The 25,876-nt window shown below is 39.9% G+C and carries 20 protein-coding genes and 1 tRNA gene; 8 read left to right on the forward strand and 13 right to left on the reverse strand.

The genetic code is table 11. From position 1 onward, the window contains the following. Positions 1-99: 99 nt before the first annotated feature. The 7 genes from SK086_RS00730 to SK086_RS00760 all read right to left on the reverse strand — a co-directional run bounded on the left by SK086_RS00730 (position 100) and on the right by SK086_RS00760 (position 11,339). Positions 100-3,420: a T9SS type A sorting domain-containing protein gene (locus tag SK086_RS00730; protein WP_324688999.1), complete on the reverse strand. Its 3,321-nt coding sequence runs from the start codon at positions 3,418-3,420 to the stop codon at positions 100-102. A 320-nt stretch (positions 3,421-3,740) separates the two neighbouring features. After that, positions 3,741-3,814, reverse strand: a tRNA-Asp gene (locus tag SK086_RS00735). Positions 3,815-3,900: 86 nt separating this feature from the next. Continuing rightward, entirely contained in the window at positions 3,901-4,839 is a 939-nt protein-coding gene (locus SK086_RS00740; protein WP_324689001.1) for a DUF58 domain-containing protein, read from the reverse strand. 205 nt (positions 4,840-5,044) lie between these two features. Next, positions 5,045-5,362, reverse strand: a complete 318-nt coding sequence (gene trxA / locus SK086_RS00745; RefSeq protein WP_295337453.1) for a thioredoxin — start codon at positions 5,360-5,362, stop codon at positions 5,045-5,047. A gap of 114 nt (positions 5,363-5,476) precedes the next feature. Then, positions 5,477-9,976 (reverse strand): DNA polymerase III subunit alpha, encoded by a 4,500-nt coding sequence (dnaE, locus tag SK086_RS00750; protein WP_324689006.1) that lies wholly within the window; start codon positions 9,974-9,976, stop codon positions 5,477-5,479. Positions 9,977-10,150: 174 nt separating this feature from the next. Beyond that, positions 10,151-10,495: an RNA recognition motif domain-containing protein gene (locus SK086_RS00755; RefSeq protein WP_290873119.1), complete on the reverse strand. Its 345-nt coding sequence runs from the start codon at positions 10,493-10,495 to the stop codon at positions 10,151-10,153. Positions 10,496-10,622: 127 nt separating this feature from the next. Then, the gene (locus SK086_RS00760; protein ID WP_324689010.1) at positions 10,623-11,339 is read right to left on the reverse strand and encodes a DUF6252 family protein; all 717 of its coding nucleotides are present in this window, start codon (positions 11,337-11,339) and stop codon (positions 10,623-10,625) included. A gap of 199 nt (positions 11,340-11,538) precedes the next feature. Between SK086_RS00760 and SK086_RS00765 the strand changes: the two genes are divergently transcribed. From SK086_RS00765 to SK086_RS00800, 8 genes are all read left to right on the forward strand, one after another. After that, positions 11,539-12,153, forward strand: coding sequence for a 30S ribosomal protein S16 (locus SK086_RS00765; RefSeq protein WP_324689012.1), 615 nt, complete (start codon positions 11,539-11,541; stop codon positions 12,151-12,153). A 15-nt stretch (positions 12,154-12,168) separates the two neighbouring features. Continuing rightward, the gene (rimM, locus tag SK086_RS00770; RefSeq protein ID WP_324689014.1) at positions 12,169-12,693 is read left to right on the forward strand and encodes a ribosome maturation factor RimM; all 525 of its coding nucleotides are present in this window, start codon (positions 12,169-12,171) and stop codon (positions 12,691-12,693) included. Between the two features lie 105 nt (positions 12,694-12,798). Further along, on the forward strand, positions 12,799-13,536 hold the full coding sequence (locus SK086_RS00775; protein ID WP_324690432.1) for a tRNA1(Val) (adenine(37)-N6)-methyltransferase: 738 nt from the start codon (positions 12,799-12,801) through the stop codon (positions 13,534-13,536). A gap of 98 nt (positions 13,537-13,634) precedes the next feature. Beyond that, positions 13,635-14,369, forward strand: a complete 735-nt coding sequence (locus tag SK086_RS00780; protein WP_324689016.1) for a hypothetical protein — start codon at positions 13,635-13,637, stop codon at positions 14,367-14,369. A gap of 196 nt (positions 14,370-14,565) precedes the next feature. After that, positions 14,566-15,744: an acyl-CoA dehydrogenase family protein gene (locus tag SK086_RS00785; RefSeq protein WP_290873109.1), complete on the forward strand. Its 1,179-nt coding sequence runs from the start codon at positions 14,566-14,568 to the stop codon at positions 15,742-15,744. A 116-nt stretch (positions 15,745-15,860) separates the two neighbouring features. Then, the gene (locus SK086_RS00790; protein WP_290873108.1) at positions 15,861-16,643 is read left to right on the forward strand and encodes a DUF3050 domain-containing protein; all 783 of its coding nucleotides are present in this window, start codon (positions 15,861-15,863) and stop codon (positions 16,641-16,643) included. Between the two features lie 25 nt (positions 16,644-16,668). Further along, positions 16,669-17,373 carry an SGNH/GDSL hydrolase family protein gene (locus tag SK086_RS00795; RefSeq protein ID WP_324689020.1) on the forward strand — a complete coding sequence of 235 codons (705 nt, stop codon included), beginning with the start codon at positions 16,669-16,671 and terminating at the stop codon, positions 17,371-17,373. Positions 17,374-17,491: 118 nt separating this feature from the next. Further along, positions 17,492-18,874, forward strand: a complete 1,383-nt coding sequence (locus SK086_RS00800; RefSeq protein WP_324689022.1) for a T9SS type A sorting domain-containing protein — start codon at positions 17,492-17,494, stop codon at positions 18,872-18,874. A 60-nt stretch (positions 18,875-18,934) separates the two neighbouring features. Here SK086_RS00800 and SK086_RS00805 read toward each other — a convergent pair whose 3' ends face one another. The 6 genes from SK086_RS00805 to SK086_RS00830 form a co-directional block, all read right to left on the reverse strand. Then, on the reverse strand, positions 18,935-19,267 hold the full coding sequence (locus tag SK086_RS00805) for a 2Fe-2S iron-sulfur cluster-binding family protein (RefSeq protein ID WP_290873087.1): 333 nt from the start codon (positions 19,265-19,267) through the stop codon (positions 18,935-18,937). Then, positions 19,267-20,319 (reverse strand): NAD(P)/FAD-dependent oxidoreductase, encoded by a 1,053-nt coding sequence (locus SK086_RS00810; protein ID WP_324689025.1) that lies wholly within the window; start codon positions 20,317-20,319, stop codon positions 19,267-19,269. Before SK086_RS00810 ends, SK086_RS00805 begins: the two co-directional genes overlap by 1 nt. Positions 20,320-20,541: 222 nt before the next feature. Then, positions 20,542-20,781 carry a NifU family protein gene (locus SK086_RS00815; RefSeq protein WP_324689027.1) on the reverse strand — a complete coding sequence of 80 codons (240 nt, stop codon included), beginning with the start codon at positions 20,779-20,781 and terminating at the stop codon, positions 20,542-20,544. A gap of 96 nt (positions 20,782-20,877) precedes the next feature. After that, positions 20,878-22,011, reverse strand: coding sequence for an Mrp/NBP35 family ATP-binding protein (locus tag SK086_RS00820; RefSeq protein ID WP_324689030.1), 1,134 nt, complete (start codon positions 22,009-22,011; stop codon positions 20,878-20,880). A gap of 129 nt (positions 22,012-22,140) precedes the next feature. Then, entirely contained in the window at positions 22,141-23,442 is a 1,302-nt protein-coding gene (locus tag SK086_RS00825) for a TolC family protein (RefSeq protein WP_324689032.1), read from the reverse strand. After that, positions 23,435-25,867, reverse strand: a complete 2,433-nt coding sequence (locus SK086_RS00830; RefSeq protein WP_290873074.1) for an ABC transporter permease — start codon at positions 25,865-25,867, stop codon at positions 23,435-23,437. The genes SK086_RS00825 and SK086_RS00830 overlap by 8 nt, the downstream gene beginning before the upstream one ends. Positions 25,868-25,876 lie beyond the last annotated feature (9 nt).

Below are 25,876 nucleotides of genomic sequence, written 5' to 3' on the forward strand. Positions count from 1 at the left end.
TAACAGTTTCAAAAATAAGAAATTATATTCACCAAGCTAAGCTTTGCCCAAAAAAGAAAGCCTTCTCAAGAGAAGGCTTTACTATTGAAGAGGGTATAATTAGTCTACAATCAATTTTTTGATGACTTTATGGTTGGTGTCGGTAGTCACCTCAACCAAATACATGCCTTTTGAAACAGCAGACAAATCTATGGTTTGAGTGGACAAGTTGGAAACTTGTTGGGTGAATACCATTTTACCCAATATATCATATACTGTAACACCCGCAATGTTTGCATTACCTCGAACACTGATGGTCAGCCAATCGGATACAGGATTTGGGTAAAACACAAAGTCGTTGTTTTCAAATTCATCTACACCTAATTGCTGCACAAATTCAGTATTGAAAGTATTGGTAATAATTGGCGGATTAAAGTCGAAGTAAATCGAAGCTGTATTGGGTATAATATCGCCCACGGCGAAGCCCGACAAAGGTTTGATTTGGAAAGTGATATAGCCTTTTCCGATGTTGGTGTTGGCCACTGATGGCGGCAATTGAATGTCTTCAAAAATCCAATTAACTTGGTTCCCAACCCTATCCATTACATAAGAATGACTAGCGCTGACCATACGAATGGTGTTAGCATCTAAACCGGCGTCTAAAATATCATTCACTCTAACATTCTCTGCATTGGCCGTTCCGGTGTTTTCAAAACGAATGGTGTAAGTCAGATAATCATTGGTTGAGAAAGCTGTGTAGAGAATTCTTTCCCCATGTGCTTCCATTTTGTCATTCGGATCATAAGCCCCAATGATAATTTGGGTATTAACAGCCGAGTTATTTTCCGGCACTACATCACCGGTTAACGGAACGATAGAAGCTGTATTGGTCAATAAACCACCTAAAGCAACGGTTGGTATGGTGGGCACTTGTAGGGTCACAATCATTTCTCTCGACTCAAACGGCAATAAATTGCTGAAATTATACGTAAAGCCATTAGTTATCGGACTTGTTCCTGTTTGTGTATTAGTTACTATTGCAACCAAAGGATCATGATTAAAGGTTACCGTTCCGGATGTGATGGTTTGGTTACCATTATTGGTATACACGATTTTATTCATATAAGTAAAACCGGGTCTTGGTGCATTCACAGGAATGATGTGTACTGCCAAATCATTATATGGTTGTGTTATAGTGATAGGGAAGTTATAGGTTTGCAAACCGCCTCCGATAACAACTTGAATGTTGCTGTAAGACGCTGTTGTAATTCCATAAGAAGCTGTATAGTTGGGATCGATGGCGTAACTGATGTCATAAGAGTTATTACCATTGGTGTCATAAATATTATAATAACCTGTAGGCGACACTACGTTGTGTACATTACCGCTATTGTTGATTTCATAAGTAAACTGTCCTAGAGGGAAATTTTGTTCGCCATTGTCTTGCGTTCCGTTATTGTTTACATCCAAAAAGGCATTCAAGCGCAAGCCTGAGCAATCTATTGCACCGGTTGAGCCGGTTACTTCTGAAATTTTAATGTATCCTGATTGGTTACTGAAATTAGTAACCATCAACAAATAATATTGGCCAGGAACTGCATTATTAATAACTACATTTTCAGTAGCCGATGCTGAGTAACTGCAACTTACTATAAAATTCGGTGTTAACTGACCATTGCAAGGTGTTACCGGATCGGAGAATGGACCAAAAACTACATAGTCAGCATCTAAGTTAGCTGATGAAATAGTCGGACTGGTGCTTTGTTGGATTAAAAGATTAATAGTTCCAGCCTGACTTACAGGCAAATAAAACCAAGTTTGGTTAGGCGAAGTATTCAAACAACCATAAGTTCCTGTTGAAGACATATTAGTAGTGTTTTGAAATACTGCTCCAAGCGAGTTACAAAGTGAATTAGCCTGAGAACAGGTGTAAGCCACATTACAATTAGCAAAAGCTTGAATCTGGAAAGAATAGATGTTGTCACATCCATCTGCCACTATCTCTCTGACAAAAACATTGGTAATTTGATTCTGAACACTGATGTTTAATACCGAAGGATTGGTAAACGGCACTACCTGATTTTGGGCGTTAGCCAAACTAGGGTAATACTGCAAAGGATTGGTGCTGTTAATTTGTGCTTGAACAGTAGTCAAATCGAAAGTCACAAAACCATCATTGTTGTCGTCACACTGTTGTATACTATTTAAAGGTGTAGCAACTTGCGTAAAAGTTTCTACCATTACTGAAAAACCGAAAATTTGAAATTCTTGTGTAGCATTGTTTTCCAAACGGGCAAATACAGCTTGCGAAGTTGCGGTACAATATGGCGATGCCAAAGGACTAACATCATTAGCAGCATCAGCCTGAGAATTATGGTAAGTAACCGTATATTCTGCAGGATTTAAAGTATTGATAATAAAAACATCGTTTTGGTTTAAGTTAAAACAAGCCTGACCATTACTTCCTGCACATTGTCTTAAATCTGTCGGTTGTCCGGCTTCAATCGGACAACCTAAAGTAGCAACCGTTTGAGAAACCCAACTACTCAAATTAGCAGAATTACAAAAAGTTCTGATGTAAACATCATAAGTAGTCCCACAAGACAATCCGGTTATAACATACGGGCTAGTGGCGGCATAAAAAGCAGTTGTGTTGTTAGTAGGTGGTGGACTCCCAGCAGGTAAAACAACAATAGAAGATTGTGTCGTGCTTCCGTCATTTGTCCAACTCAATACCAACGAAGTTAAATCGTTTGAACTGGCTTGAAATGAAATAGGTGGATTACAAGTATTACCACCGCCACAATCAATAGTTATTAATTCGACAACTCCAACAGCAAAACATCCGGTGACAGCATTTTCAACCCTGTAATACACCGGTGGATTAACCGGTGAAGCGGAAGGACTGACGTAACAACTTGGATTGGCAATTTGAGCAACATTACTGAAGGCATCAGCCTGAGAAGTGAAAAAAGTAACTATCGAAGCAGTTGCTCCTTGTGCAATTTGGGCTTGAACACTTGTCAAATCCCAACAAGGAAAACTCGTAGTTGTATTAGCACAATTGGTTATGGAAACTGTAGGGTTTGATGGCGCCGGATTAACATTTAATGGATAACCTATAATTGAAACATCTCCTGTTGCATTGGTCACAATTCTGGCAAACAGCGTTTGCTGATAAGGTAAAATATTTGTGTACGGACTACTAAGAGCATTTGTACCTGTAGCGGCATCAAATTGAGTCTCATGATGTGAAATCGAATAATCTTGGGTGTTTAAATTCCCTAGGATTTCAAAAGAGATTTCTCCTAACCAAAAAGCAGCAATACCATCATTGTTGTCATCACAGACATTGTTGTATATGCTGGGCTGGTTAAAACTTTGCGCCACTAATAAAGAACTCGCAAAAAATAAGATAAAAGTGAGTAGTTGTTTTTTCATTGGTTGGTTTTTTGATTGATGTTGTCCTTTACTTTTAAAAAAAGACGACGCAATGTACAAAATTCCAATGAATTACAGCTGAAAAAGGAACTTTTTAAAGAGGAAGATGAAAAACTACAAGTGTTATAAAGCAAAAAAGCCATCCCTAAAAAAGGGAAAGCTTTTCATTGGTCTAACTACTAAACCTGCTACGAGTTACAAAGTCGTAGCGAAACAACACAACTAATCTTAAATGCTTTTTTGGAACCTAAACTAGATTTTTTAAAAACCTATTTTGGGCAAAAAAGGATTTCATTTCTGAAATCCTTTCCCAATTTTAGCGGTCTGGACGGGACTCGAACCCGCGACCCCATGCGTGACAGGCATGTATTCTAACCAACTGAACTACCAAACCATCGCTTAATTGCGGTTGCAAATATACAACTGATTTTCTATTCTGCAACTTTTTTTTGCTAAAAAAATCAATTCTCTTTTGACAGGCTAACCAAACAATTGTTTTTCAACTAAGTATGTCGTTAAAATTTTTTCAAAACTTTCTTCAACCGCCACAGGAACGTACTTGATTTTATTTTGCGCACAGGTTAAAGCCAAGGATTTAAAATAAGCCGCTACCTTTTCCTCGTAGGCTTCTTTGATGCTGTCGGCGAAAATATTAATCTGCTCACCTGTTTCCAAATCGATGAATTTGCGCGGCGCATTGTCGAAATTGAAGTTGATTTCGGTTTGCTTATCGATGACATGAAAAACCACTACCCGATGCTTGTCGTGTTTCAAATGCTGTAATGCATTGAACAACGCCTCGGATTTGCCGTCATTAGCGTTAGGATCAAACATATCTGTAAACAAGATAATCATCGAACGGCGGTGCATTTTCTCGGCTATTTGGTGTAAATAGGTCACCGTATCCGTGCTTTTGGCCTGTTTTGGATTTTCCAATAAATCTTCTAACTTATTCAAAATCATTCGATGGTGTCGATCACTGCCTTTTTCGGGCGCGTAATATTCGTAAGTATCCGAATACACACTAAGGCCAACAGCATCACGCTGCTTTTTAAGCAGGTTCATTAAGACTGCCGAAGCCAATACTGAAAAACCGATTTTGTTATGGTAAAACGACTCATTCGCCTTTAATTTGGGATAATGCATGGAAGATGAGTTGTCGATAATTAAATGACAACGTAAATTGGTCTCTTCTTCGAATCGTTTAGTGTACAAACGATCGGTTTTGGCGAATAATTTCCAATCGATGTGTTTGGTGCTTTCGCCGGTATTATACACTTTATGTTCGGCAAACTCAGCGGAAAATCCGTGAAAAGGCGATTTGTGCATCCCCGAAATAAAGCCTTCTACCACTTGGTTGGCCAGCAATTCCAAATGCTTGAATCCGGAAACGAGTTCTTTTTGTGCTTCAATCTTCATAAGTCAAATATAAGGATTTGAAATTTGAAATTGCTTAGAAAGCATTGCTAAAAAAATGCTAAACGTGACTATAGCCCCGATGGGAGCAAGCTACCGTGTAGCGCGGACAGCGGGACGACTTTTCCCAAACACTGCCAATGCTGAGCTCCTGAAAATAAAAAAGGCCTAACTTTCGTTAGACCTCAGTTTTCTTTTTCATGGTATTTTACAACAAAGCGTCGATAGCGTCGGTGTAGGTTTTTTTAGGCGCAACGCCTACTTGACGACCAACCACTTCACCGTTTTGGAACACCAAAACCGTTGGAATGTTACGCACACCGTATTTGGCAGCGAATTCCTGATTGGCATCTACATCCACTTTACCTACTACTGCTTTGCCTTCGTATTCTGAGGAAATTTCATCAATTACCGGTCCAACCATACGACAAGGTCCACACCAAGCCGCCCAAAAATCAACTACTACCGGTTTGTCTGCTTTTAATACTACCTCTTCAAAAGTAGCATCTGTAATTGCTAAAGCCATATTGTATATTTTTAAATTACTTTATTATTTGTTGCCAAAATTAGGCAATTTATTTGATTATTAAATGTTAAAAAAATCAGTTTTGGCTATCAAAGCATTACCAGAATTGATTTGTTAGTTAAGGCTGAATTTGACGTTCATTTTTTCTAACTCCGTCAACAATTCGTTGGAAATGCGGATTTTCAATTTGCGACTTGGCAATGAAATTCGCGTGGCTATTTGTACTTGTTCTTCTACCACCGGAATATCCATCACAACTTCTTCAGGGTTATCGGAATCTGCGATTAATTCCTCGTCAACCACAACTTTGGGTAACGGTTCGATAGGTTTGAGTACTTTTTCAAACTCCATCACTTCAAACGTTACGGTATGATCTCCTTTATTGGTTGTAAACAATTGGTTGAGTTGATGGATAAATTCCGTTTGCAGCTCATGAATGTCCATTTGGATACTTAGCTTTTTGGCAAATTGCGGCAATACATCTTGCAACTGTTTTACATCCATGAATTGAATTCGCGGATCCGATTTTTTGCCGGTTTCGCGGTTGACCCAACCGTCCTTTACAGTAACTTTAAAATACACAAACTGGTTGTTTACCAAGAAATGGCGGAACTTGAGATACTCCTCATCAAAGATCCTGAATTCGTGACTTTCATCGTAACCTTCTAAGGTAAACATCGCCCAATCTTTGCCGTTTTTGGCGGTTTTGTATTGCACATTGGTCACGATTCCGGCGAAAGTGAGCGTCTTGCCTACAAAATTATTCAGATTTTTTAAATTCTCTAATTTGCTGTTGCAGAAGTATTTCATCTCAAATTTAAAATCGTCCAGCGGATGACCGGAAATGTAAATCCCTACTACTTCTTTCTCTTTGGCCAACTTTTCCATGGTACTCCATTCCTCACAAGGCGGAACGGTTGGTTCGGCTATTTGTACATCGCTGGCATCGCCGAAAAGACTGACTTGCGAAGAGTTTTCGTTTTCCTGAAACTTGGCACCATAACGCATGGCTTTTTCGTAAAACGTAATGTTATCGCCATCAGTGTGGAAATATTGCGCTCTATGTGTATCGCTGAAACAATCGAAACCACCGGCTAAGGCTAAGTTTTCGAAGGCTTTTTTATTAGCAGCGCGCAAATCAATGCGTTTGGCCAAATCAAAAATCGATTTATAATTGCCTTCTTTACGATTTTCAACTATAGTTTGTACAGCGCCCATTCCGACGCCTTTGATGGCGCCCATTCCGAAACGCACCGCATAGTTTTCGTTTACAGTAAACTTATAGTAACTTTCATTCACATCGGGACCGAGTACTTGCAAGCCCATTCGCTTACATTCTTCCATAAAGAATGATACTTGCTTGATATCGTTCATATTATTAGACAATACCGCTGCCATATATTCGGCCGGATAATGCGCTTTTAAATAAGCCGTTTGGTAGGCAATCCAAGCATAACAAGTAGAGTGCGATTTATTGAAAGCATATTGCGCAAACGCCTCCCAGTCTTTCCAAATTTTCTCCAATTTTTCAGCATCATGACCGTTCGCCACCGCTTGATCGATGAACTTGGATTTCATTTTGTCCAAAACATCTTTTTGCTTTTTCCCCATGGCTTTACGCAGTACGTCGGCATCACCTTTGGAGAAATTGGCGAGTTTTTGCGACAAAAGCATTACCTGCTCTTGGTAAACGGTAATCCCGTAAGTGTCTTTTAAATATTCTTCGCAGGCTTCAAGGTCGTAGACAATTTCCTCTTCGCCATTTTTACGTCGAACGAAAGAAGGAATGTATTCCAGCGGTCCCGGACGATAGAGTGCGTTCATGGCAATCAAATCACCGAATACCGTTGGCTTTAAATCTTTGAGGTATTTTTGCATCCCGGGCGACTCGTATTGGAAAATTCCAACCGTTTCTCCACGTTGAAACAACTCGTACGTTTTGACATCATCTATCGGAAACGCATCCGGATCGAGTTCTATCCCGGTTCTGTATTTTACTAATTTTACGGTATCTTTAATCAGTGTTAGGGTTTTCAACCCCAGGAAGTCCATTTTAAGCAAACCGGCACTTTCAACCACCGAGTTGTCAAACTGCGTGACATACAAATCCGAATCCTTAGCCGTGGCTACCGGAACGAAATTCGTAATATCATCCGGCGTAATAATTACACCACAGGCGTGAATTCCGGTATTGCGCAAATTGCCTTCTAAAATTTTGGCTTGCTGAATGGTTTCACTGCCTAAGTCGTTGCCGTTGGCCAATTCAATCAACTCTTTGACTTTGTCATATTCTTCGGCTCTGAGCGCCGCTTTGAGTTTGTCGTTATCGAGGGTGAAGATTTTAGCCAGATTCAGAGTCGTCGGAATCAATTTAGCGATTTTATCAGCTTCAAATAATGGCAAATCCAATACACGCGCGGTATCACGGACTGAGGATTTGGCCGCCATCGTTCCATAAGTAATAATTTGCGCTACTTGTTTCGAACCGTATTTGTTGATTACATAATCCATAACACGACTTCGTCCTTCATCATCAAAGTCGATATCAATATCGGGCATCGACACACGATCAGGGTTAAGAAACCGCTCAAAAAGCAAATCGTACAGCAACGGATCGATGTTGGTTATGCCAAGACAATACGCTACCACGGAACCTGCTGCGGAACCACGACCCGGACCAACCGAAACGTCCATTTGGCGGGCAGCCGCTATAAAATCTTGTACAATCAAAAAGTAACCCGGATATCCTGTGTTTTCGATGGTCTTTAGTTCGAAGTCCAAGCGCTCCTGAATTTCCGGTGTGATTTCGCCATAACGCTTTTTAGCACCTTCGAAAGTCAGATACGCCAAGTATTTGTTTTCCCCGCGTTTACCGCCGTCGAGGGCGTCTTCGGACACTACAAATTCCTCCGGGATATCGAATTTTGGCAAGAGCACTTCTCGCGACAAATCGTATATTTCTATCTTATTGACAATTTCTTCAGTGGTGACAATGGCTTCCGGCAAATCATGGAAGAGCTTTTTCATTTCGTTACTCGATTTGAAATAGTATTCCTGATTGTTAAAACCGTAGCGATAACCGCGACCGCGACCTATAGGCGTTGATTGTTTTTCGCCGTCTCGCACACACAATAAAATATCGTGAGCATTGGCATCTTCTTTATTGATGTAGAAAACGTTGTTGGTGGCCACCGTTTGTACGCCGTGTTTTTTGGCCAAAGAAATGAGCGAGGCATTCACCCTATTTTCATCTTCTTGATTGTGGCGCATCAACTCGATGTAGAAATCCTCCCCGAATTGTGCTTTCCACCAAATAAGCGCTTCTTCGGCTTGGTTTTCACCTATATTCAAAACTTTACTCGGAATTTCTCCGTAGAGATTTCCGGAAAGGACAATAATATCTTCTTTGTATTCTTGGATGACTTTCTTGTCAATTCGAGGCACATAATAAAACCCTTCGGTGTAAGCGATAGAGGATAATTTGGCCAAATTGTGATACCCTTTTTTGGTTTTAGCCAAAAAGACAATCTGGTAACCGTTGTCTTTGCGCGATTTGTCTTTTAAATCATCACACACATAAAACTCGCATCCTACTATAGGTTTTACGATAGTTTCTGTTGGGTTTTCGCCGTTTTCTTCAGCTTGTTTGTTTTTGGCTTGCGCCGATTTGTTGTGCGAAATAATATCGCGTACAAAATGAAACGCACCCATTAAATTGGCGTGGTCTGTCATGGCCACTGCCGGCATTTTGTTTTGAACGGCAGCATTCACCAAATCTTTTACACTGATGGTAGACTGTAATACGGAGAATTGCGTATGGTTGTGTAAGTGCACAAACTGAACGTCTGTGATATCATGATGTACTTGCTCTTCATGTTGGGTTGGTGTAACGACTTCTTGGGCTTGCAGTTGCTTTCTGATGGCTTCCGAAGCTTGCTTCAAGTTGATGTGTTGCAATCCTATGAGCTGAATTTCCTTCGGATTTTTTTCGCCGAATTCTCGGAAATAATCAGCCGGAACGTCGAGCTCTTCTTTGGTAAAAACCTCGCGTCTGATGAGCTCTAAGAAACAACGTGTTGTGGCTTCAACGTCGGCTGTCGCATTGTGTGCTTCGGCAAACGGCACATTGAAAAGATAACTATGTAACTCGGTTAGCGTGGGTAATTTAAACTTGCCGCCACGTCCGCCGGGTAGTTTGAGTAATTCGGCTGTGACTTCGGTACAAGTATCCAAAACCGGTAAGGTTGCCATTGGAGAATTGACGCCCAAACGGTAAAATTCACAACCCATGATGTTGACATCGAAACCTACATTTTGTCCGACTATGAATTTGGCTTTAGACAAAGCCGTATTGAATTTTTCAAGCACTTCCGACAAAGGAATACCTTGGGCTTGCGCCAATTCGGTTGAAATTCCGTGGATTCTTTCGGCATCATAGGGAATATTAAACCCTTCCGGCCGGACCAAATAATCCTGATGTTCTATCAGATTACCCATAGCATCGTGCAATTGCCATGCTATTTGTATACAACGAGGCCAATTGTCGGTATCGGATATCGGTGCCGCCCAATTACGGGGCAAACCGGTAGTTTCGGTATCAAAAATTAAATACATAGGTGAAAATCCCAAAGTTAAATTCCATATTCCGAGGTGTATTTGGGCAAACGAACAATCTTCGGAACAATTTCAAAAATACGTTTTCAGACTTAGGAAATCAACTTTAGTTATTAACAAAAAAACCACCCGAAGCATCGAATGGTTTTTTGAGTTATAGTAAGCGTTTTCGGATTAGTATCTTCCGCCGCTGTTTCTGTCGTTATATCCGCCACGAGAATTTCCACCTCCGTTATAACCTCCACGGTTATTGTTAAAGCTTCTTCTTTCCCCTTCCGGTTTCGGCTCTGATTTGTTTACCACTATAGTTCTACCACTTACAGTAGCTCCATTTAACTCATCGATTGCTTTTTGAGCTTCCGCATCATTTTCCATTTCCACAAAACCGAATCCTTTACTTCTTCCAGTAAATTTATCAGTAATAATTTTTACGGAATTAACCGTTCCATAGACTTCAAAAGAATCTCGTAAATCTGCTTCGTCTATACTAAACGGAAGACTCCCAACAAAAATGTTCATATTTTAATTTTTAAATTTTGACAAAGGTAACCTTAAATAAAACGCAAAACACCATAAAAGTGAATTAATTGCGAATAAATAAAAAAAGCCGTCTGTTGACGGCTTATTATTTTGAACGAACTGATACTTAAATAGATGGAAAAACCGGTATTTTGTAGAACTCACCGTATTGGAAGTTCAAAATAGGACCGCCAAACGGACTGTTATTCGCATTGGCCGCATTGAACTTGAACTTTCCGGAAACCGTCATATTTACGTTGTCGTATTCTGTAATTTTAATTTCACCGTTACTGTTTTGTACATTTTGCACACGGAATTTGCAATTTAAATTTCCTCCTACTACTGTAATCAAATCACCGGCTACATAAAAATTACCTCTGGAAGCTAATGTTACACTGGTTACAACACCTGAAGCATTGGCTACTATATTCACACTTAAACCACTTCCTGAACCTCCGGTAGTTAAAACCGATGTTCCACTGCTGTAACCTGTTCCTCCGTTTAATGAAGTAATGGCATTAACCGGTCCCGGTACCGCTACGGTCGCATATTCCAAGTCAACATTATCAATAGTTGACGAATAAGTAACTGAATTGTTGGCATTAGTTGTTCCTAAAACATAGGTACCTTCATTAGTGCCACTTGTGTTTAAAGTCAACGTCTCAAATTGGGTCTTGGCTTCTATGGAAAGTCTTCCGTTAGCATCGAGGTAGGCTCTGGTATCGCCTGCGGTCCAGAAAATATCATCCTTCAATCCTTGTAAACCCGGATCGTTGAATTTGACGTCTTCTTGACAAGAAGTCATTACCGCAGCAATTAAAATTAGGGACAAAAATCTTTTCATTTTTTCAATGTATTTCTCCACAAAAATAACTTTTTAATATAAAAATGCTAATTAAATTTTAAAAAAATAACGTTAAAGTTAGTTATTACAAGGCTTTGGCCGTAAAAATATAATTTTCAATTAGTTTGTTTGCGAAAAAAGATTATCTTTGCGCCCTTAAATAACCGAGGTCGAGAACCTCAAATTAATCAAAAAGATTATGTCAGTAAAAATTAGATTACAAAGACACGGAAAAAAAGGGAAACCTTTTTATTGGATCGTAGCCGCTGATGCTCGTTCAAAAAGAGATGGTAAATTCTTAGAAAAATTAGGAACTTACAATCCAAACACTAACCCTGCTACTATTGATTTGAACTTGGATCAAACAGTAACATGGTTACACAATGGTGCTCAACCAACTGATACGGCCAGAGCTATCCTTTCTTACAAAGGAGCTTTAATGAAACACCACTTAGACGGAGGTGTTCGCAAAGGCGCTTTGACTCAAGAACAAGCTGATGCTAAATTGGCTAAATGGTTGGAAGAAAAAGCAAACAAAGTAACCGCTAAAAAAGAAGGTTTATCTAAAGCACAAGAAGCCGCTAAAGCCAAAGCTTTAAAAGCTGAAAAAGAAGCTAACGACAAACGTGCTGCCGCTGCTGCTGAAGCTGCTAAAGCGGAAGAAGTTGCTGAAGTAGCAGAAGAAGCTACTGAAGAAGTTGTAGCTGAAACTGCAGTGGAAGAAACTGTAGCTGAAGTTGCTGAAGAGACTGTAGCAGAAGCTACTGAAGAAGCTCCTGCTGCTGAAGAAGCAAGCGAAGAGACAGAAGCTTAATCTATTTTAGGCAACATGCATAAAAAAGATTGTTTCTATTTAGGTAAAATTGCCAAAAAATTCAGTTTCAAGGGAGAACTCTTAGTCTATTTAGACACCGACGAACCCGAATTATATGAAAATATGGAATCAGTATTTGTTGAATTCAACAAAGATCTGGTTCCATTTTTTATTGAACACAGCAACCTGCACAAAAACGATTTCCTACGTGTCAAATTTGAAGATGTCGATTCCGAAGAGGAAGCCGACAAACTCATTGGCTGCGAAATCTACCTGCCTTTGAAGATGTTACCAAAACTCGAAGGTAACAAATTTTACTTCCACGAAGTCATTGGTTTTGAAATCGAAGATAAACGCCTCGGTGTTTTCGGAAAAATAGTCTCCATCAATGACACTACAGCGCAACCCTTATTTGAAGTGGTAAACGGTACTGTAGAAATATTAGTTCCAATGATTGACCAATTCTTGGTAAAAATCGACAGACAAAACAAAAAAGTCATCATGGATCTACCGGAAGGCTTAATTGAAATGTATTTATAGAAACGCTTCGCTATAGACCGCTTCGCGTTAGAAAGTTAGAATCGCTACGCTCTTAGATTCAAATTATCTAAAAGGTCTAACCAATCTAAGAAATCTAAGATGTCTCTGTTCCAATTCAAACAATTCTCCATCCAACAAGACCGCTGCGCGATGAAAGTAGGCACCGACGGGGTTTTGCTTGGCGCTTGGGCGCCGATTGACCACCGCCCTTTTTCCGTTTTGGATATTGGTGCCGGAACCGGATTAATAGCATTGATGTTGGCCCAAAGAAGTCAGGCCGAGCATATTGACGCCATAGAAATAGACGAAAACGCCTTTGAACAATGCGTAGACAATTTTGAAAACTCACCTTGGAACGACCGTTTGTTTTGTTTTCACGCCTCACTCGATGATTTTATGGACGATTTGGAAGATGAGGACACGAGCGATAGCGAACTGGCGCAGCAATACGATTTGATAGTCTCCAATCCGCCATTTTACAATGAAGATTACAAAACCGAAAATGAATCGAGAGATTTAGCGCGTTTTCAAGACGCTTTACCTTTTGAAGATTTGGTGGAAGCTGCTTCCGTACTGCTTTCCGAAACAGGTGTTTTAGCTGTGATTGTACCGCACAAAGAAGAAGCGAGATTAATTGCTTTGGCTAAAGAATGTGATTTATTTCCGCTCAAAATTACCCGAGTGAAAGGCACACCGACATCCGAAATCAAACGAAGCTTAGTTGCTTTTTCCTTTGCTGAAACCCATAAATTGCCGATTGACGAATTGATCATCGAAACGGCCAGACACCAATACACCGAAGACTATATTGCATTGACTAAAGATTTTTACTTGAAAATGTAAGATTGTCAAGTTGGTAAAAAAATCTTAATTAACACTACTTTATCAGTTGGCGAAAATGAAAATAGTACTTTAGAGGTTCCATCTTTAAAGTCTGATTATTGAAACCAACACTACTCTTTACTTTTTTGCTTTTTACGACAACCTTTTGTTTAGCTCAAAACGAAAAAGTGGTAACCGGAAAAATAGTTTGCGAAGGAAAAGGTATTCCCAATATCGACCTTGTCAACTTGACTACAAAAAAAAGCACCACTACAGACAGCCAAGGGCATTTTAGTATTGGTGTTGCTTTAGGCGATGAACTGTACATACTTTCCAAAGAATACCTCGATTTCAAACTCAAAATTACCGAAACATATTTCAATCAAAACCAATTGACGATTACCATTGAAAAGAAACCCATAGCCTTGGAAGATGTTGAAATTGTGAACAAGTCAAGCCTAAAAGTGCAAATCACTCAAGGTGATATTGATGCCATTAAATTATCCAAACAAGCCAATGCCTTAAAAGTTGTTAATGTTTATGACGGCACTATTGAAAATGGTGTCGATTTTGTACGGATGTTTAAAGGCATATCCAATTGGTTCAAAAACAAAGACAAAGAACCGCAGCAAAAACCTGTTCCGCCACCTAGTTTTAAAGATTTCCTCAGCAGTCATTACGACCGCAACTTTTACCTGAACAGCCTCAAATTAAAACCGGAAGAAATAGAGTTGTTCATTGCCTATTGTGAAGCCGATACCCGAGCAACTGTTTTAGCAGAACGCCAAGACGTACTGGAAATGGCTGATTTTTTGTTTGAAAAAAAAAAAGCGTTTCAAAAACTCGACCGTTGAGCGTAAAGCCAATGCCCTAGCCCGGATGGCAGCGGCATCCTTTTTTGTTTTGTACTTCGACAAGCTCAGCATGACAAAACAAAAAAGATAGAGCGGACAGCCGGATAAGCTTCAAAAAATTATAACAATTGTTGATTGAGATTTTAACTTAGATTGTGTAGCTTTGCAAACGTTTTCGTAAACCAAATTTTAAACTATGCGACCAGATTTATTTCAAGCTCCGGATTATTATTTATTGGATGATTTATTAACGGAAGAACACAAATTAGTGCGTGATTCTGCGCGTGCTTGGGTGAAGCGTGAAGTTTCTCCTATCATTGAAGACTATGCACAACGTGCGGAATTCCCAAAACAAATCATCAAAGGCTTGGGGGAAATAGGTGGATTTGGTCCGTATATTCCTGAGGAGTATGGCGGTGCAGGATTAGACCAAATTTCGTATGGTTTGATCATGCAGGAAATTGAAAGAGGTGACTCGGGTGTGCGTTCGACCTCATCGGTACAATCGTCTTTGGTGATGTATCCGATTTGGAAATTCGGTACTGAAGAGCAACGCATGAAATACTTGCCAAAATTAGCGACAGGTGAATTCATGGGCTGTTTCGGATTGACGGAACCTGATCATGGTTCTAATCCAAGCGGTATGGTGACCAACTTTAAAGATATGGGCGACCATTATTTGTTGAACGGCGCCAAAATGTGGATATCAAATGCACCGTTTGCTGACATCGCAGTAGTTTGGGCCAAAAATGAAGAAGGTAGAATTCACGGTTTAATCGTGGAACGCGGTATGGAAGGATTTACCACGCCGGAAACACACAACAAATGGTCGTTGCGTGCCTCGGCTACGGGCGAATTGATTTTTGACAATGTAAAAGTGCCGAAAGAAAACTTATTACCGGGTAAATCAGGTCTTGGTGCTCCGATGATGTGTTTGGATTCGGCTCGTTACGGTATTGCTTGGGGTGCTATTGGTGCTGCTATGGATTGTTACGATACCGCTTTGCGTTATGCCAAAGAAAGAATACAGTTTGACAAACCGATTGCCGCTACCCAATTACAGCAAAAGAAATTGGCTGAAATGATTACCGAAATTACCAAAGCACAATTGTTGACTTGGAGACTAGGTGTTTTAAGAAATGAAGGCAAAGCGACTACGGCTCAAATTTCGATGGCGAAAAGAAACAATGTGGATATGGCGATTAATATTGCCCGCGAAGCCCGTCAAATTTTGGGTGGAATGGGAATCACCGGAGAATATTCTATCATGCGCCACAGCATGAACTTAGAAAGTGTAATTACTTACGAAGGTACACACGACATTCACTTGCTGATTACCGGTGCCGATATTACCGGTATGCCGGCCTTCAAATAAAATATTAAACAATCAATAAAATTGATACAAAATGCTTCTCCATTACGGGAAGCATTTTTATTTTTGTTTCGATAAATCCATATTGATTTACGGAACGTAAATACTAAAAAAAAGTTATGACTATCACCACTATTAATCAAACTATCCAACCACAAAAAGATATATTGTTGCAACATCCGCTGTATGAAAAAGTAAAAACGATGGACGATTTGCGTCAGTTTTTAGAATGTCATGTGTATGCGGTTTGGGACTTTATGTCGCTCCTGAAAGCCTTGCAAAACAAACTAACTTGCACTACAACACCTTGGTTTGCCTCGGAAAATCCGGAAACCCGTTATTTGATTAACGAAATTGTATTGGCGGAAGAAAGCGATTTGACTTTAGACGGGAAACGCTTGAGTCATTTTGAAATGTATGTGGAAGCGATGCAAAGTTGCGGTGCTTCAACTTCCGAATTGGAAGCCTTTTTGAAGAATGTAGTCGACACTAAAAACGTATTCATCGCCATTAAACAAAGTGATTTACATGAGAATGTTAAGGCGTTTCTCGATTTTACCTTCCGAGTAATTGAAGAAGGCAAAGTACATAAAATTGCCGCTGCGTTTACCTTTGGTCGCGAAGATTTGATTCCGAATATGTTTACCGAAATCCTGAAAAACTTTCAGCAAAATTTCCCGGATGTGGATCTAAACAAACTGATTTATTACTTTGAAAGACACATCGAATTGGATGCCGACGAACACGGTCCGATGGCGATGCAAATGATAAACGAACTTTGCCAAGACGATACCCAAAAGTGGAAGGAAGTAGAAGAAGTTTCGGTTTTAGCGTTGGAAAAACGAATCGGACTTTGGAATGCTATTGAAGAAAAAATCGAAGCCCGTTTAGAGCTTGCTTAAAGATAAGAGTCAAACCAAAAATTCAATGATGAAATCCATTTTTAAAATGCTTGTAATTTTTGGTTTGGCTTTCGGTTTGAACAGCTGTTCCGAAGACCAACAAACCTCCCCTCCGCCAACACCAAGATTGTTTAAGTATTTGGCCCTAGGAGATAGTTATACTTATGGGCAAAGTGTTTGTGAAACTTGTCGTTTTCCGGAACAACTAAAAGACAGTCTTGGACAATACTTAACCACTGCCGATAATTTCGAAATTAAACTCATTGCGCAAACCGGCTGGACCACGACCAATTTAAAAACCTCTATAGCGGCTCAAAACCCGGCTAACGATTACAATTTAGTCACCTTACTCATAGGAGTCAATAACCAATACCAAGGCAAACCTTTCAGCCTGTACGAACAGGAATTTCCGGAGTTGGTGGACATTGCTATTGCCAAAGCCGGAGGAAACAAAAATAGGGTAATCGTAGTTTCCATTCCTGATTATGCTTATACGCCTTTCGGACAAGGTTCCGTTTCAATCTCAGAAGGTGTTTACCAATACAATGCCTTTGCGAAAGCCTATTGCGAAAGCAACGGCATTTCTTATGTTTATATCACAGACATTACGCGACTTGGTCTATTACAACCCGAATTGGTGGCGACCGATGGTTTGCATCCTTCAACGCAGGCTTATGCGAAATTTGTGGAGCGTATTTTACCCTTGGCCAAAACAAAATTAGGACTGTAACATTTTCAATTCTAAGAAAATTATTTATCTGTTGAAGTTAATTTTTAAATTATTTATTTAAAAAAGTTTATAAATTATTACATTAGCCGACTTATTTTATAAATTACCAATAACCATAATGAATATGTTAAGAACTTTTACGCTTTTACTTTTCAGCACTATGCTTTTTGCCCAAAACCAAAACACGCCCAACAGAAGTGTTTTCGGAACTCCGGTAAGAAGTATTAATGCTTCAAACGGCTCAATAAGATGTGTTACAGATGAATACGAACACTTTCTAAGAGCCAACGACCCAGAGAGAGCCAATACCGAAGCTTTCGAGCAATGGATTGCTCCCAAAGTAGCCGAAATCCAAGAAAGATTGACAACCGGCAGAACACCTAATGTAGTAATTACTATTCCGGTAGTCGTTCACGTGATTCATAGCGGACAAAATGTAGGAACCGGTAGAAATATCTCTAACGCAAGGGTTTTGTCTCAAATTACCGTTTTGAACCAAGATTTCAGAAGAATGTTGGATACGCCAGGATACAATACTAATGCAGTTGGTGCCGATGTAGAAATTGAGTTTTGTTTGGCTCAAAGAGACCCGAACGGAGTGGCTACTAATGGTATAAACCGTGTTAACTTAGGTAACACAACTTGGAACCAAACTAATGTTGAAACCATTTTAAAACCTCAAACTCAATGGGATCCAACCCAGTATTTCAATATTTGGGTATGCCAATTTGGTGGTGATTTGGACGGCGTTTTAGGATACGCACAATTCCCAAGTAATTCCGGTTTAAGCGGACTAAATACTAATGGAGGTGCCGCCAATACAGATGGTGTAATCATTGATTACCGTTGTTTTGGTTCTGCTGATGTAGCCCCAAATCAAGGTTCTTATTTCACTGATTATAATTTAGGAAGAACAGCTACCCACGAAATTGGACATTGTTTCGGATTGAGACATATTTGGGGAGACGGTGGTTCTCAGGTTGCCGGTGTTATAAATTGTACCAACAACACTGACTACTGTGCAGACACTCCTGCCGCAGGTTGGGAAAATTATGATTGTTTAGACACTTATGACTCTTGTCCTTCTTCTACCGGTGTAGACATGGTAGAAAACTATATGGATTATACTAACGATGCTTGTATGAACATCTTTACTTTAAACCAAAAAGCGAGAATACTAGCCGTAATGCAAAACTCACCGAGAAGAAATACTTTAGCTTCTTCTTTGGGTTGTCAATCGTTGGGCACTTCAGAATTCGGTTGGATGTATGAAGTGAAATTGTATCCTAACCCGGCTTCCGATTTTGTGTCTATCTCTATCAACGAGGAGTTACCTGATGCCTTCGCAGTTTACAATACTTTAGGCCAATTGGTTAAACAAGTAAATGTTTCGACAGAAGCTGACTTAACCATCAACACCGAATCGTTCTCACAAGGTGTTTACTTTGTGAAAATCACCAAAGATAAAGCTACTAAAACAGTACAATTTATTAAAGAATAACGAACAATCAACTGCATAAAAAAAAGGCGAGAATTTTATACTTCTCGCCTTTTTTATTTTCTAACTCTCCGGAGCCAATTCAATCTCTAGTCCGTCCATGTCCTCCGTAATGTGCAGCTGACATCCTAAACGACTGTTATCTTTCACATTAAAAGCCTCCCAAAGCATAGCTTCTTCATCAGGATTTTTTTCCGGTAACGGAATATCATTTAAAACATAACATTGGCAAGAAGCACACATGGCCATGCCTCCGCAAATGCCGATAGTTCCTTCGGGAGCCAATTCGTATGAACGAACCAACTCCATAATATTCATATTCATATCGGTTGGCGCTTGCACTTCATGCGTGACACCGTCGCGATCTGTAATTTTAATAGTGATGTCTTGTGCCATTAGTCGATTGATTTTACTACTGCTTTTTCTGCTTCTTTTCGAGTACCGTCAAAACCGTCAACACCGGAAACTGTAGTGTATTTTAGCACGTAACGTTTGCCGGGATTTAAGCGATTATAAACGCTTTGACACATTAAGGTAGCTTCGTGGAAACCACACAAAATAAGCTTCAATTTACCAGGATAAATATTAACGTCGCCTATGGCATAAATACCGTCAATGTTCGTTTGGTAGTCGAGTGCATTGTTGACCTTAATCGCGTTCTTCTCAATTTCCAATCCCCAATTGGCGATAGCTCCTAATTTTGGCGTTAACCCGAAAAGCGGAATAAAATAATCAGTTTCGATGGTTTGCTCTTGGCCATCGGAATTGATGGTAATGGCAGTTAAATGGTCATCGCCGTGTAAGCGAACTACCTCAGCCGGTGTTACTAAATTCACCAAGCCTAACTTTTTATATTCTTGTAATTTTTCTACCGAGTCTAAAGCGCCTCGGAATTCATTTCTGCGGTGGATTAAGGTAACCTCTGAAGCCACATCGGCTAAGAAGATACTCCAATCCAAGGCAGAATCGCCACCGCCTGCAATGACAATTTTCTTATTGCGGAACAATTCCGGATCTTTCACAAAGTATTCTACGCCTTTTTCTTCGTAACAACTGATGTTTTCAATTTCGGGTTTTCTCGGTTCAAAAGTACCCAATCCGCCGGCTATAGCGATGGCTTTAGCGTGGTGTTTGGTGCCTTTGTTGGTGGTCACGATAAACGTTCCATCCTCTAATTTATCGATGGTTTCCGCGGTTTCCGCTAAGGTAAATCCGGGCTGAAATTGTTTGATTTGCTCCATTAAATTGTTCACCAAATCGCCCGCCAATACTTCGGGATAACCGGGAATATCGTAAATGGGTTTTTTGGGATACAATTCGGCCAACTGCCCGCCGGGTTGCGGCAAAGCGTCAATAATGTGGCATTTTAATTTTAACAAACCGGCTTCAAAAACAGCGAATAAACCTGTTGGTCCGGCTCCGATGATCAGTATATCTGTTTCTATCATGCTTTGAGATTCTGAGGTTCTATGATTCAAAGGCGCTAAGGTCTTTAAACCCGAACTTTTATTTTATGATTTTTGTCATACCAAGCTACATTCGCGTTAGGGATAGAAGTGGAAATCCTTTTTGGGATTATCAATCCCGAAAAGATTGCAACGAATAGCCCGACCCGCAGGGTAACGCCCTACACTTCGACTGTGCTCAGTGTAGACATTAGGACAAAATGACTAAACTACGTTTTCTACGGTTTCGATTTGCGGCGCGTACTTTTTGATGGTGGTTTCCACCCCGGCTTTCATGGTGCTCACGCTCAAACTGCAAGAAGTACAAGCGCCTTGAAGACGTACTTTAACGTGTTTTTGGTCTTCTATAGAAACCAAGCTGATATCGCCGCCATCAGAATTCAGAAACGGTCTGATTTCGTCTAGTGCTTTTTCGATATTGACAATTAATTCTTCGTTAGTCATAATTCAGACATTTTAGATGGTTAGATTATTAGACATTTTAGATTTTAAAATACTTCATTTTCTAAGAAGTCTAAAAATCTAAGAAGTCTAACCGGTCTATTTCTTCACAGCCGAACAACCGGCCATGGTGGTGATTTTAATCGCTTCAGTAGGCGGTAAACTTTCGTTTCTGTTTACCGTTTCCTGCACTACATTACGGGTGATTTCTTCGAATACATTCTCGATGACCGAAGCAGTTTGTAAGGCTGCAGGGCGACCGTAATCTCCGGCTTCGCGGATGCTTTGTACCAATGGCACTTCGCCTAAGAACGGCACGTTTAAATCGGCTGCCAAGTCTTTCGCGCCTTCTTTGCCGAAGATGTAATATTTGTTATTTGGCAATTCTTCCGGCGTAAAATAGGCCATGTTTTCGATGATACCCAATACCGGAACATTGATGCTGTCCGACAAGAACATGGAAACCCCTTTTTTAGCATCGGCTAAAGCTACGGCTTGCGGTGTACTTACCACTACAGCACCTGTGATAGGCAACGATTGCATGATGGACAAGTGAATGTCGCCGGTTCCCGGTGGTAAATCGATTAACATAAAATCGAGTTCGCCCCAAGCAGCATCGAAGATCATTTGGTTCAAGGCTTTAGCTGCCATTGGGCCACGCCAAATTACAGCCTGACTGGGTGATGTAAAAAATCCGATGGAAAGCAATTTGATTTCGTAGCTTTCTACAGGTTTCATTTTGGATTTGCCGTCGACTTCAATAGAAAGCGGTTTTTCGTTTTCCACATCGAACATGATGGGCATACTTGGTCCGTAAATATCAGCATCTAATACCCCTACTTTAAAGCCCATTTTGGCTAAAGACACCGCTAAATTGGCTGTTACAGTTGATTTACCAACGCCGCCTTTACCGGAAGCAACAGCGATAATATTGCTGATACCGGGAATGGGTTTGCCTTTGATTTGATTCGGATTTTGCTCAGGCGTTTCCACTTTGATGTTCACTTTCACCACAGCTTCGGGTGAAAATTTATCGTGGATGAGTTTTTTGATATCGTCTTCCGCACGCTTCTTGATGTGCATGGCCGGTGTTGCAATAACTAAATCAACAACTACTTCGTTACCGAAAGTCAGCACGTTTTTTACGGCACCGCTTTCGACCATATTTTTGCCTTCGCCTGCAATGGTAATGGTTTCCAAAGCAGCCAAAATTTCTTTTCTATCTAATTTCATTTCGTACTAAATTTAAATCTTTCAGTTTCTTTTATTTAAACTGAATTTAGATTGCAAAGATAATACGAAATGTTTGGAAACAATCGTTAATGAATTGAAAATATTGATACAATAATAGGCTAAAAAACATTAGAAAGTGTTTCCGTTGAGCAAGCTGATTTTTAAAGCCACATAGTGTTGTTGCAACTTGTTTTTAAGCAAATCGTATTCGGCATTCAGCCACTGATTTTTAACACTCGAAAACACGATGGCATCAATCACTCCGGAAGAAAATTTGGCCTGTGAAGTGCGAAAAGAAGCTTCGGCGTAGGATTTGGTTTCTTGGAGTTTGGCAAATAATTTTTGGTAATTATTGCGGTTTTGATTTTCGAGGACAATTTGGTTATCCACTTTCAACTTTTCCTGCGCTATAGCGTATTGGGATTTCTCGGTTTCCAGTTTGGCTGCAGAGATTCTTTTATTGTTTCGGAAACCGTTAAAAATCGGCACATTGAGCTGGATACCCAATTGGTGATTCTTGTTGTCACTGATTTGTTGGTTAAAATCGGCTACCACTGCATTGGGTTGGTTCAGTGGTTTGTAATAGAAAGTCGAAAAACCGTAATAGGTGGTCAGCGTTGGTAAATTATTGGCTCTTTCCAACTGAGTATCTTTGCGAATGCTTTGGTAATTGAGTTCGGCAAATTTAATTTTAGGGTTTGAAATCGATTGGTTTACTGCATCGCTATCAGCCGGTATAGCATTTTCCAATATCACTTCGGCTACAGCCACATCGTTCACATTCATGAGTTGAAACAACTGTGTTTTTTGGCGCAACAACGACTGTTCGGTTTCCATCATGCGTAATTCTTCTTGGGCAAAACTGAGTTGGATATCGTATAAATCGCTTTTGGGTTTGCTGCCGATTTCGACTTCCTTGGTCACTCGGTTCAGGTTGAATTGTGCGTTTTTGAATTGCTCTTTTTGGATCATCAACAACTCTTGGGTAAACAAAGCTTGGTAGTAACTTTCTAAAATTTGAAGTTGGTATTCGTTTTCGATAATGGCCAATTGGGCTTTGGCTTTCTCTATCTCTATTTTGGTTTTTTGAGCGGTGGCAAAGGCTTTAAAATCGATGAGATTCATTTGAGCATTCAAAAAGAAATTGTCGTTTTGGATGTTAGAACTTACCCTGCCATTCGTAGCCGGGTCGATAGTTGACCCAAAATTATAGCTTTGATTTCCGGTAAACGAAACATTGGGCAACATTTGGTTAACGATTGAATTGTGTTGCTTTTGTGCCTTTTTTACGTTGAGCTGTTCAATTTTAATTTCGATGGCGTTTTTCATGGCTTCGGTAATGCATTTCTGCAATGGCCAGGAATTATCCTGACCAAATACAGAAGGGCAAAACGTATACAGTAAAACAATTAAAAAAACTTTTTTATTCATATTTCAAGTATTTCAACACATCCAATCGGGTAGCGTGATAGGCTCTGGAAAGCACTACTAACAGCGTCAACAGCAATAAAATGACAAACCCAATAACGAATGGCATAAAACTAATTTCAATGCGGAAAGCAAAATTTTCCAACCATTTGTTGAGTAAATAATACACCGGAAATAGTGCGATGGCAAACCCAATTAAACAAAAAATGATGTACTGTTTGGATAGTTCTTTGAGCAAAACTCCGGTTTCTGCGCCTAGGGTTTTGCGGATGGCAATTTCTTTCATACGTCGCTGAATAGAATAGGAAGCCAAGGCAAACAAACCAAAAAGCGCAATCAGAATTACGATAACATTCAGCAATGCAAACAAGTTTTTTTGTTTGACGTAAGTCTCGTAAGTCCGCGCATACGCCTTGTCTACAAAATCATAACTAAACGGATATTCTGTGTCGACTTTTTTAGTCCAGAATTTTTCAATCTCTGCTAAGGTCTGCTCCGGATTATCTCCACTAATTTTGACATGAATTTTACTCGCGTTTTGCAACATCCAATCGATGGTTTTGAAGTGGAAAAACACCATCGGCGGAATCTCCGCTTGCGGCCCGAACAGGTTGAAATCTTTAACCACTCCGATAATCTTGAGTTTATTGCCGTTCCAATCCACTTCTTTCCCGATTGGGTTTTTCTCGTTCATCATCTTCAAAGTGGTTTCGTTAATTAACATCGAATTGATGGTGTCGGAAGCTATTTTATCCGACAAAAAGCGACCTTCTTTGAGTTGGATTTGCATCATTTCCAACATCCCGAAATCGACACCCATATTACGGCCTTGAATCGTATTTTCTTTGTAAACAAAACTCGACGTAGAACCATTGGTTGAGCCAAAAGAAAACGCACCGGTAGACACTTGCGCCACGCCTTTTATTTTAGACACTTCGGCTTTAATCAAATTATAGCGATTGGTGAGTTTGGCCAAGTAATCTTTCTCGCGCCAATCGTAGGGATTGCGATAGGAAATGGCGACAACTTTATCGCCTTTAAAACCCAAATCTTTGGTGCTGATGTATTGGATTTGTTGGTAAACAATATAGGACCCGATAATAAAGAACGTGGCAATCGAAAACTGCAATATCAACATCGTATTTCTGAGCCAAATGCCGCTTTTGCTTCGCCCGAAATTGCCTTTCAACACTTTTAAAGTTTCAAAATTGGACACATAAATCGCCGGAAAAATGCCTGCTAAAACAATAGTCAAAACAAAAATCAAAATCAATTGCCCATAAAATTGATTGCCATGAATGAGTAACTTCTTGCCCAAAAACTCATTGTAATAAGGCAAAGAAAGTTCCACCAACACCAACGACAGCAAAATGGCAAACAACACCGTAAGCACCGTTTCAAACAAAAATTGCTTGACAATATTGCCTTTGGAAGCGCCTAAAATTTTACGAACACCAACTTCTTTCGCTCTTTTGATGGCATTGGCTGTGGCTAAATTGACATAGTTCACTATCGACAAGACTAAAATCAAAACCGACAAACCCAGCATAATCAGCAAAAACTGATAGTTGCCTTTGCCTTCTGCATAGCCTTCGGTTATGGCGTGTAAACGGGCGTCTTTGAGTGGTTCTAAAATGATTTGGGTTTTGCCCGGACCATTTTTTTTCATCCATTCGGCTATGGTTAACCCTTCTTCTTTGGCCCAACGAACCGCTCGATTTTCGTGAAGAATTTTCACCATACGAGCGCTTACTTTGTCTTTGTCGGCCGGGTTTTTGAGTTTTAACAACAAGCCGTAATTGAAGTTACCCCAATTGTCCTTGTTTTCTACCAATCGGCCGTCCATCAAACAAGTAACGGCATTCGGAGCCATAGAGGATTTTCCGGGAATAGTATAAACACCTCTTACCACTAATTTTCGGCCTGAGTAAGTCACCATTTTACCTATCGGCTCTTCTGAACCGAATAATCGTTCCGCTGTTTTATCAGAAATAGCAATACTGGCATTGTCTTGCAAAGCGCTTTTTGCCGTTCCTTTGATAAAGGTAAACGGAAAGAACTCGAAGAATGTTTTTTGGGCATCGGTAATCTTAACGATTTCCTTTTTGTTTTGGTACTGAATGATTTCTTCAAAATACCAATTGTCGAAATAACAATACGTGTCTAATTCGGGGAAATCTTTTTTGAAATAGGGTTCGAACGCTGCTACATTACTTGCCCAATAATCGTCTTCGCTGACTTTACTAATAGATTCAAAAACCTTTTCTTTCTCGGGATTCCAAGCATTGTAACTGTGCTCATCGTTCCAATACAAAATGGCAAAAATGAGTCCGGCTATTCCAATGCTTAATCCTAAAACATTCAAAGCCGTAAAAAGCTTGTTGTTTTTGATTTGGAATAAAAATATGTGTAACCAGTTTTGTAACATGATTTGTTC

It is taken from the genome of Flavobacterium cheonhonense (genome assembly GCF_035671315.1).
GTDB lineage: Bacteria > Bacteroidota > Bacteroidia > Flavobacteriales > Flavobacteriaceae > Flavobacterium > Flavobacterium cheonhonense.

Bases quoted from the DNA above. Each gene is read 5' to 3' on its own strand.
- SK086_RS00730 (WP_324688999.1), bottom strand. From the start codon at position 3,420: ATGAAAAAACAACTACTCACTTTTATCTTATTTTTTGCGAGTTCTTTA.
- SK086_RS00740 (WP_324689001.1), bottom strand. From the start codon at position 4,839: ATGAAGATTGAAGCACAAAAAGAACTCGTTTCCGGATTCAAGCATTTG.
- trxA (WP_295337453.1), bottom strand. From the start codon at position 5,362: ATGGCTTTAGCAATTACAGATGCTACTTTTGAAGAGGTAGTATTAAAA.
- dnaE (WP_324689006.1), bottom strand. From the start codon at position 9,976: ATGTATTTAATTTTTGATACCGAAACTACCGGTTTGCCCCGTAATTGG.
- SK086_RS00755 (WP_290873119.1), bottom strand. From the start codon at position 10,495: ATGAACATTTTTGTTGGGAGTCTTCCGTTTAGTATAGACGAAGCAGAT.
- SK086_RS00760 (WP_324689010.1), bottom strand. From the start codon at position 11,339: ATGAAAAGATTTTTGTCCCTAATTTTAATTGCTGCGGTAATGACTTCT.
- SK086_RS00765 (WP_324689012.1), top strand. From the start codon at position 11,539: ATGTCAGTAAAAATTAGATTACAAAGACACGGAAAAAAAGGGAAACCT.
- rimM (WP_324689014.1), top strand. From the start codon at position 12,169: ATGCATAAAAAAGATTGTTTCTATTTAGGTAAAATTGCCAAAAAATTC.
- SK086_RS00785 (WP_290873109.1), top strand. From the start codon at position 14,566: ATGCGACCAGATTTATTTCAAGCTCCGGATTATTATTTATTGGATGAT.
- SK086_RS00790 (WP_290873108.1), top strand. From the start codon at position 15,861: ATGACTATCACCACTATTAATCAAACTATCCAACCACAAAAAGATATA.
- SK086_RS00795 (WP_324689020.1), top strand. From the start codon at position 16,669: ATGATGAAATCCATTTTTAAAATGCTTGTAATTTTTGGTTTGGCTTTC.
- SK086_RS00800 (WP_324689022.1), top strand. From the start codon at position 17,492: ATGAATATGTTAAGAACTTTTACGCTTTTACTTTTCAGCACTATGCTT.
- SK086_RS00805 (WP_290873087.1), bottom strand. From the start codon at position 19,267: ATGGCACAAGACATCACTATTAAAATTACAGATCGCGACGGTGTCACG.
- SK086_RS00810 (WP_324689025.1), bottom strand. From the start codon at position 20,319: ATGATAGAAACAGATATACTGATCATCGGAGCCGGACCAACAGGTTTA.
- SK086_RS00815 (WP_324689027.1), bottom strand. From the start codon at position 20,781: ATGACTAACGAAGAATTAATTGTCAATATCGAAAAAGCACTAGACGAA.
- SK086_RS00820 (WP_324689030.1), bottom strand. From the start codon at position 22,011: ATGAAATTAGATAGAAAAGAAATTTTGGCTGCTTTGGAAACCATTACC.
- SK086_RS00825 (WP_324689032.1), bottom strand. From the start codon at position 23,442: ATGAATAAAAAAGTTTTTTTAATTGTTTTACTGTATACGTTTTGCCCT.
- SK086_RS00830 (WP_290873074.1), bottom strand. From the start codon at position 25,867: ATGTTACAAAACTGGTTACACATATTTTTATTCCAAATCAAAAACAAC.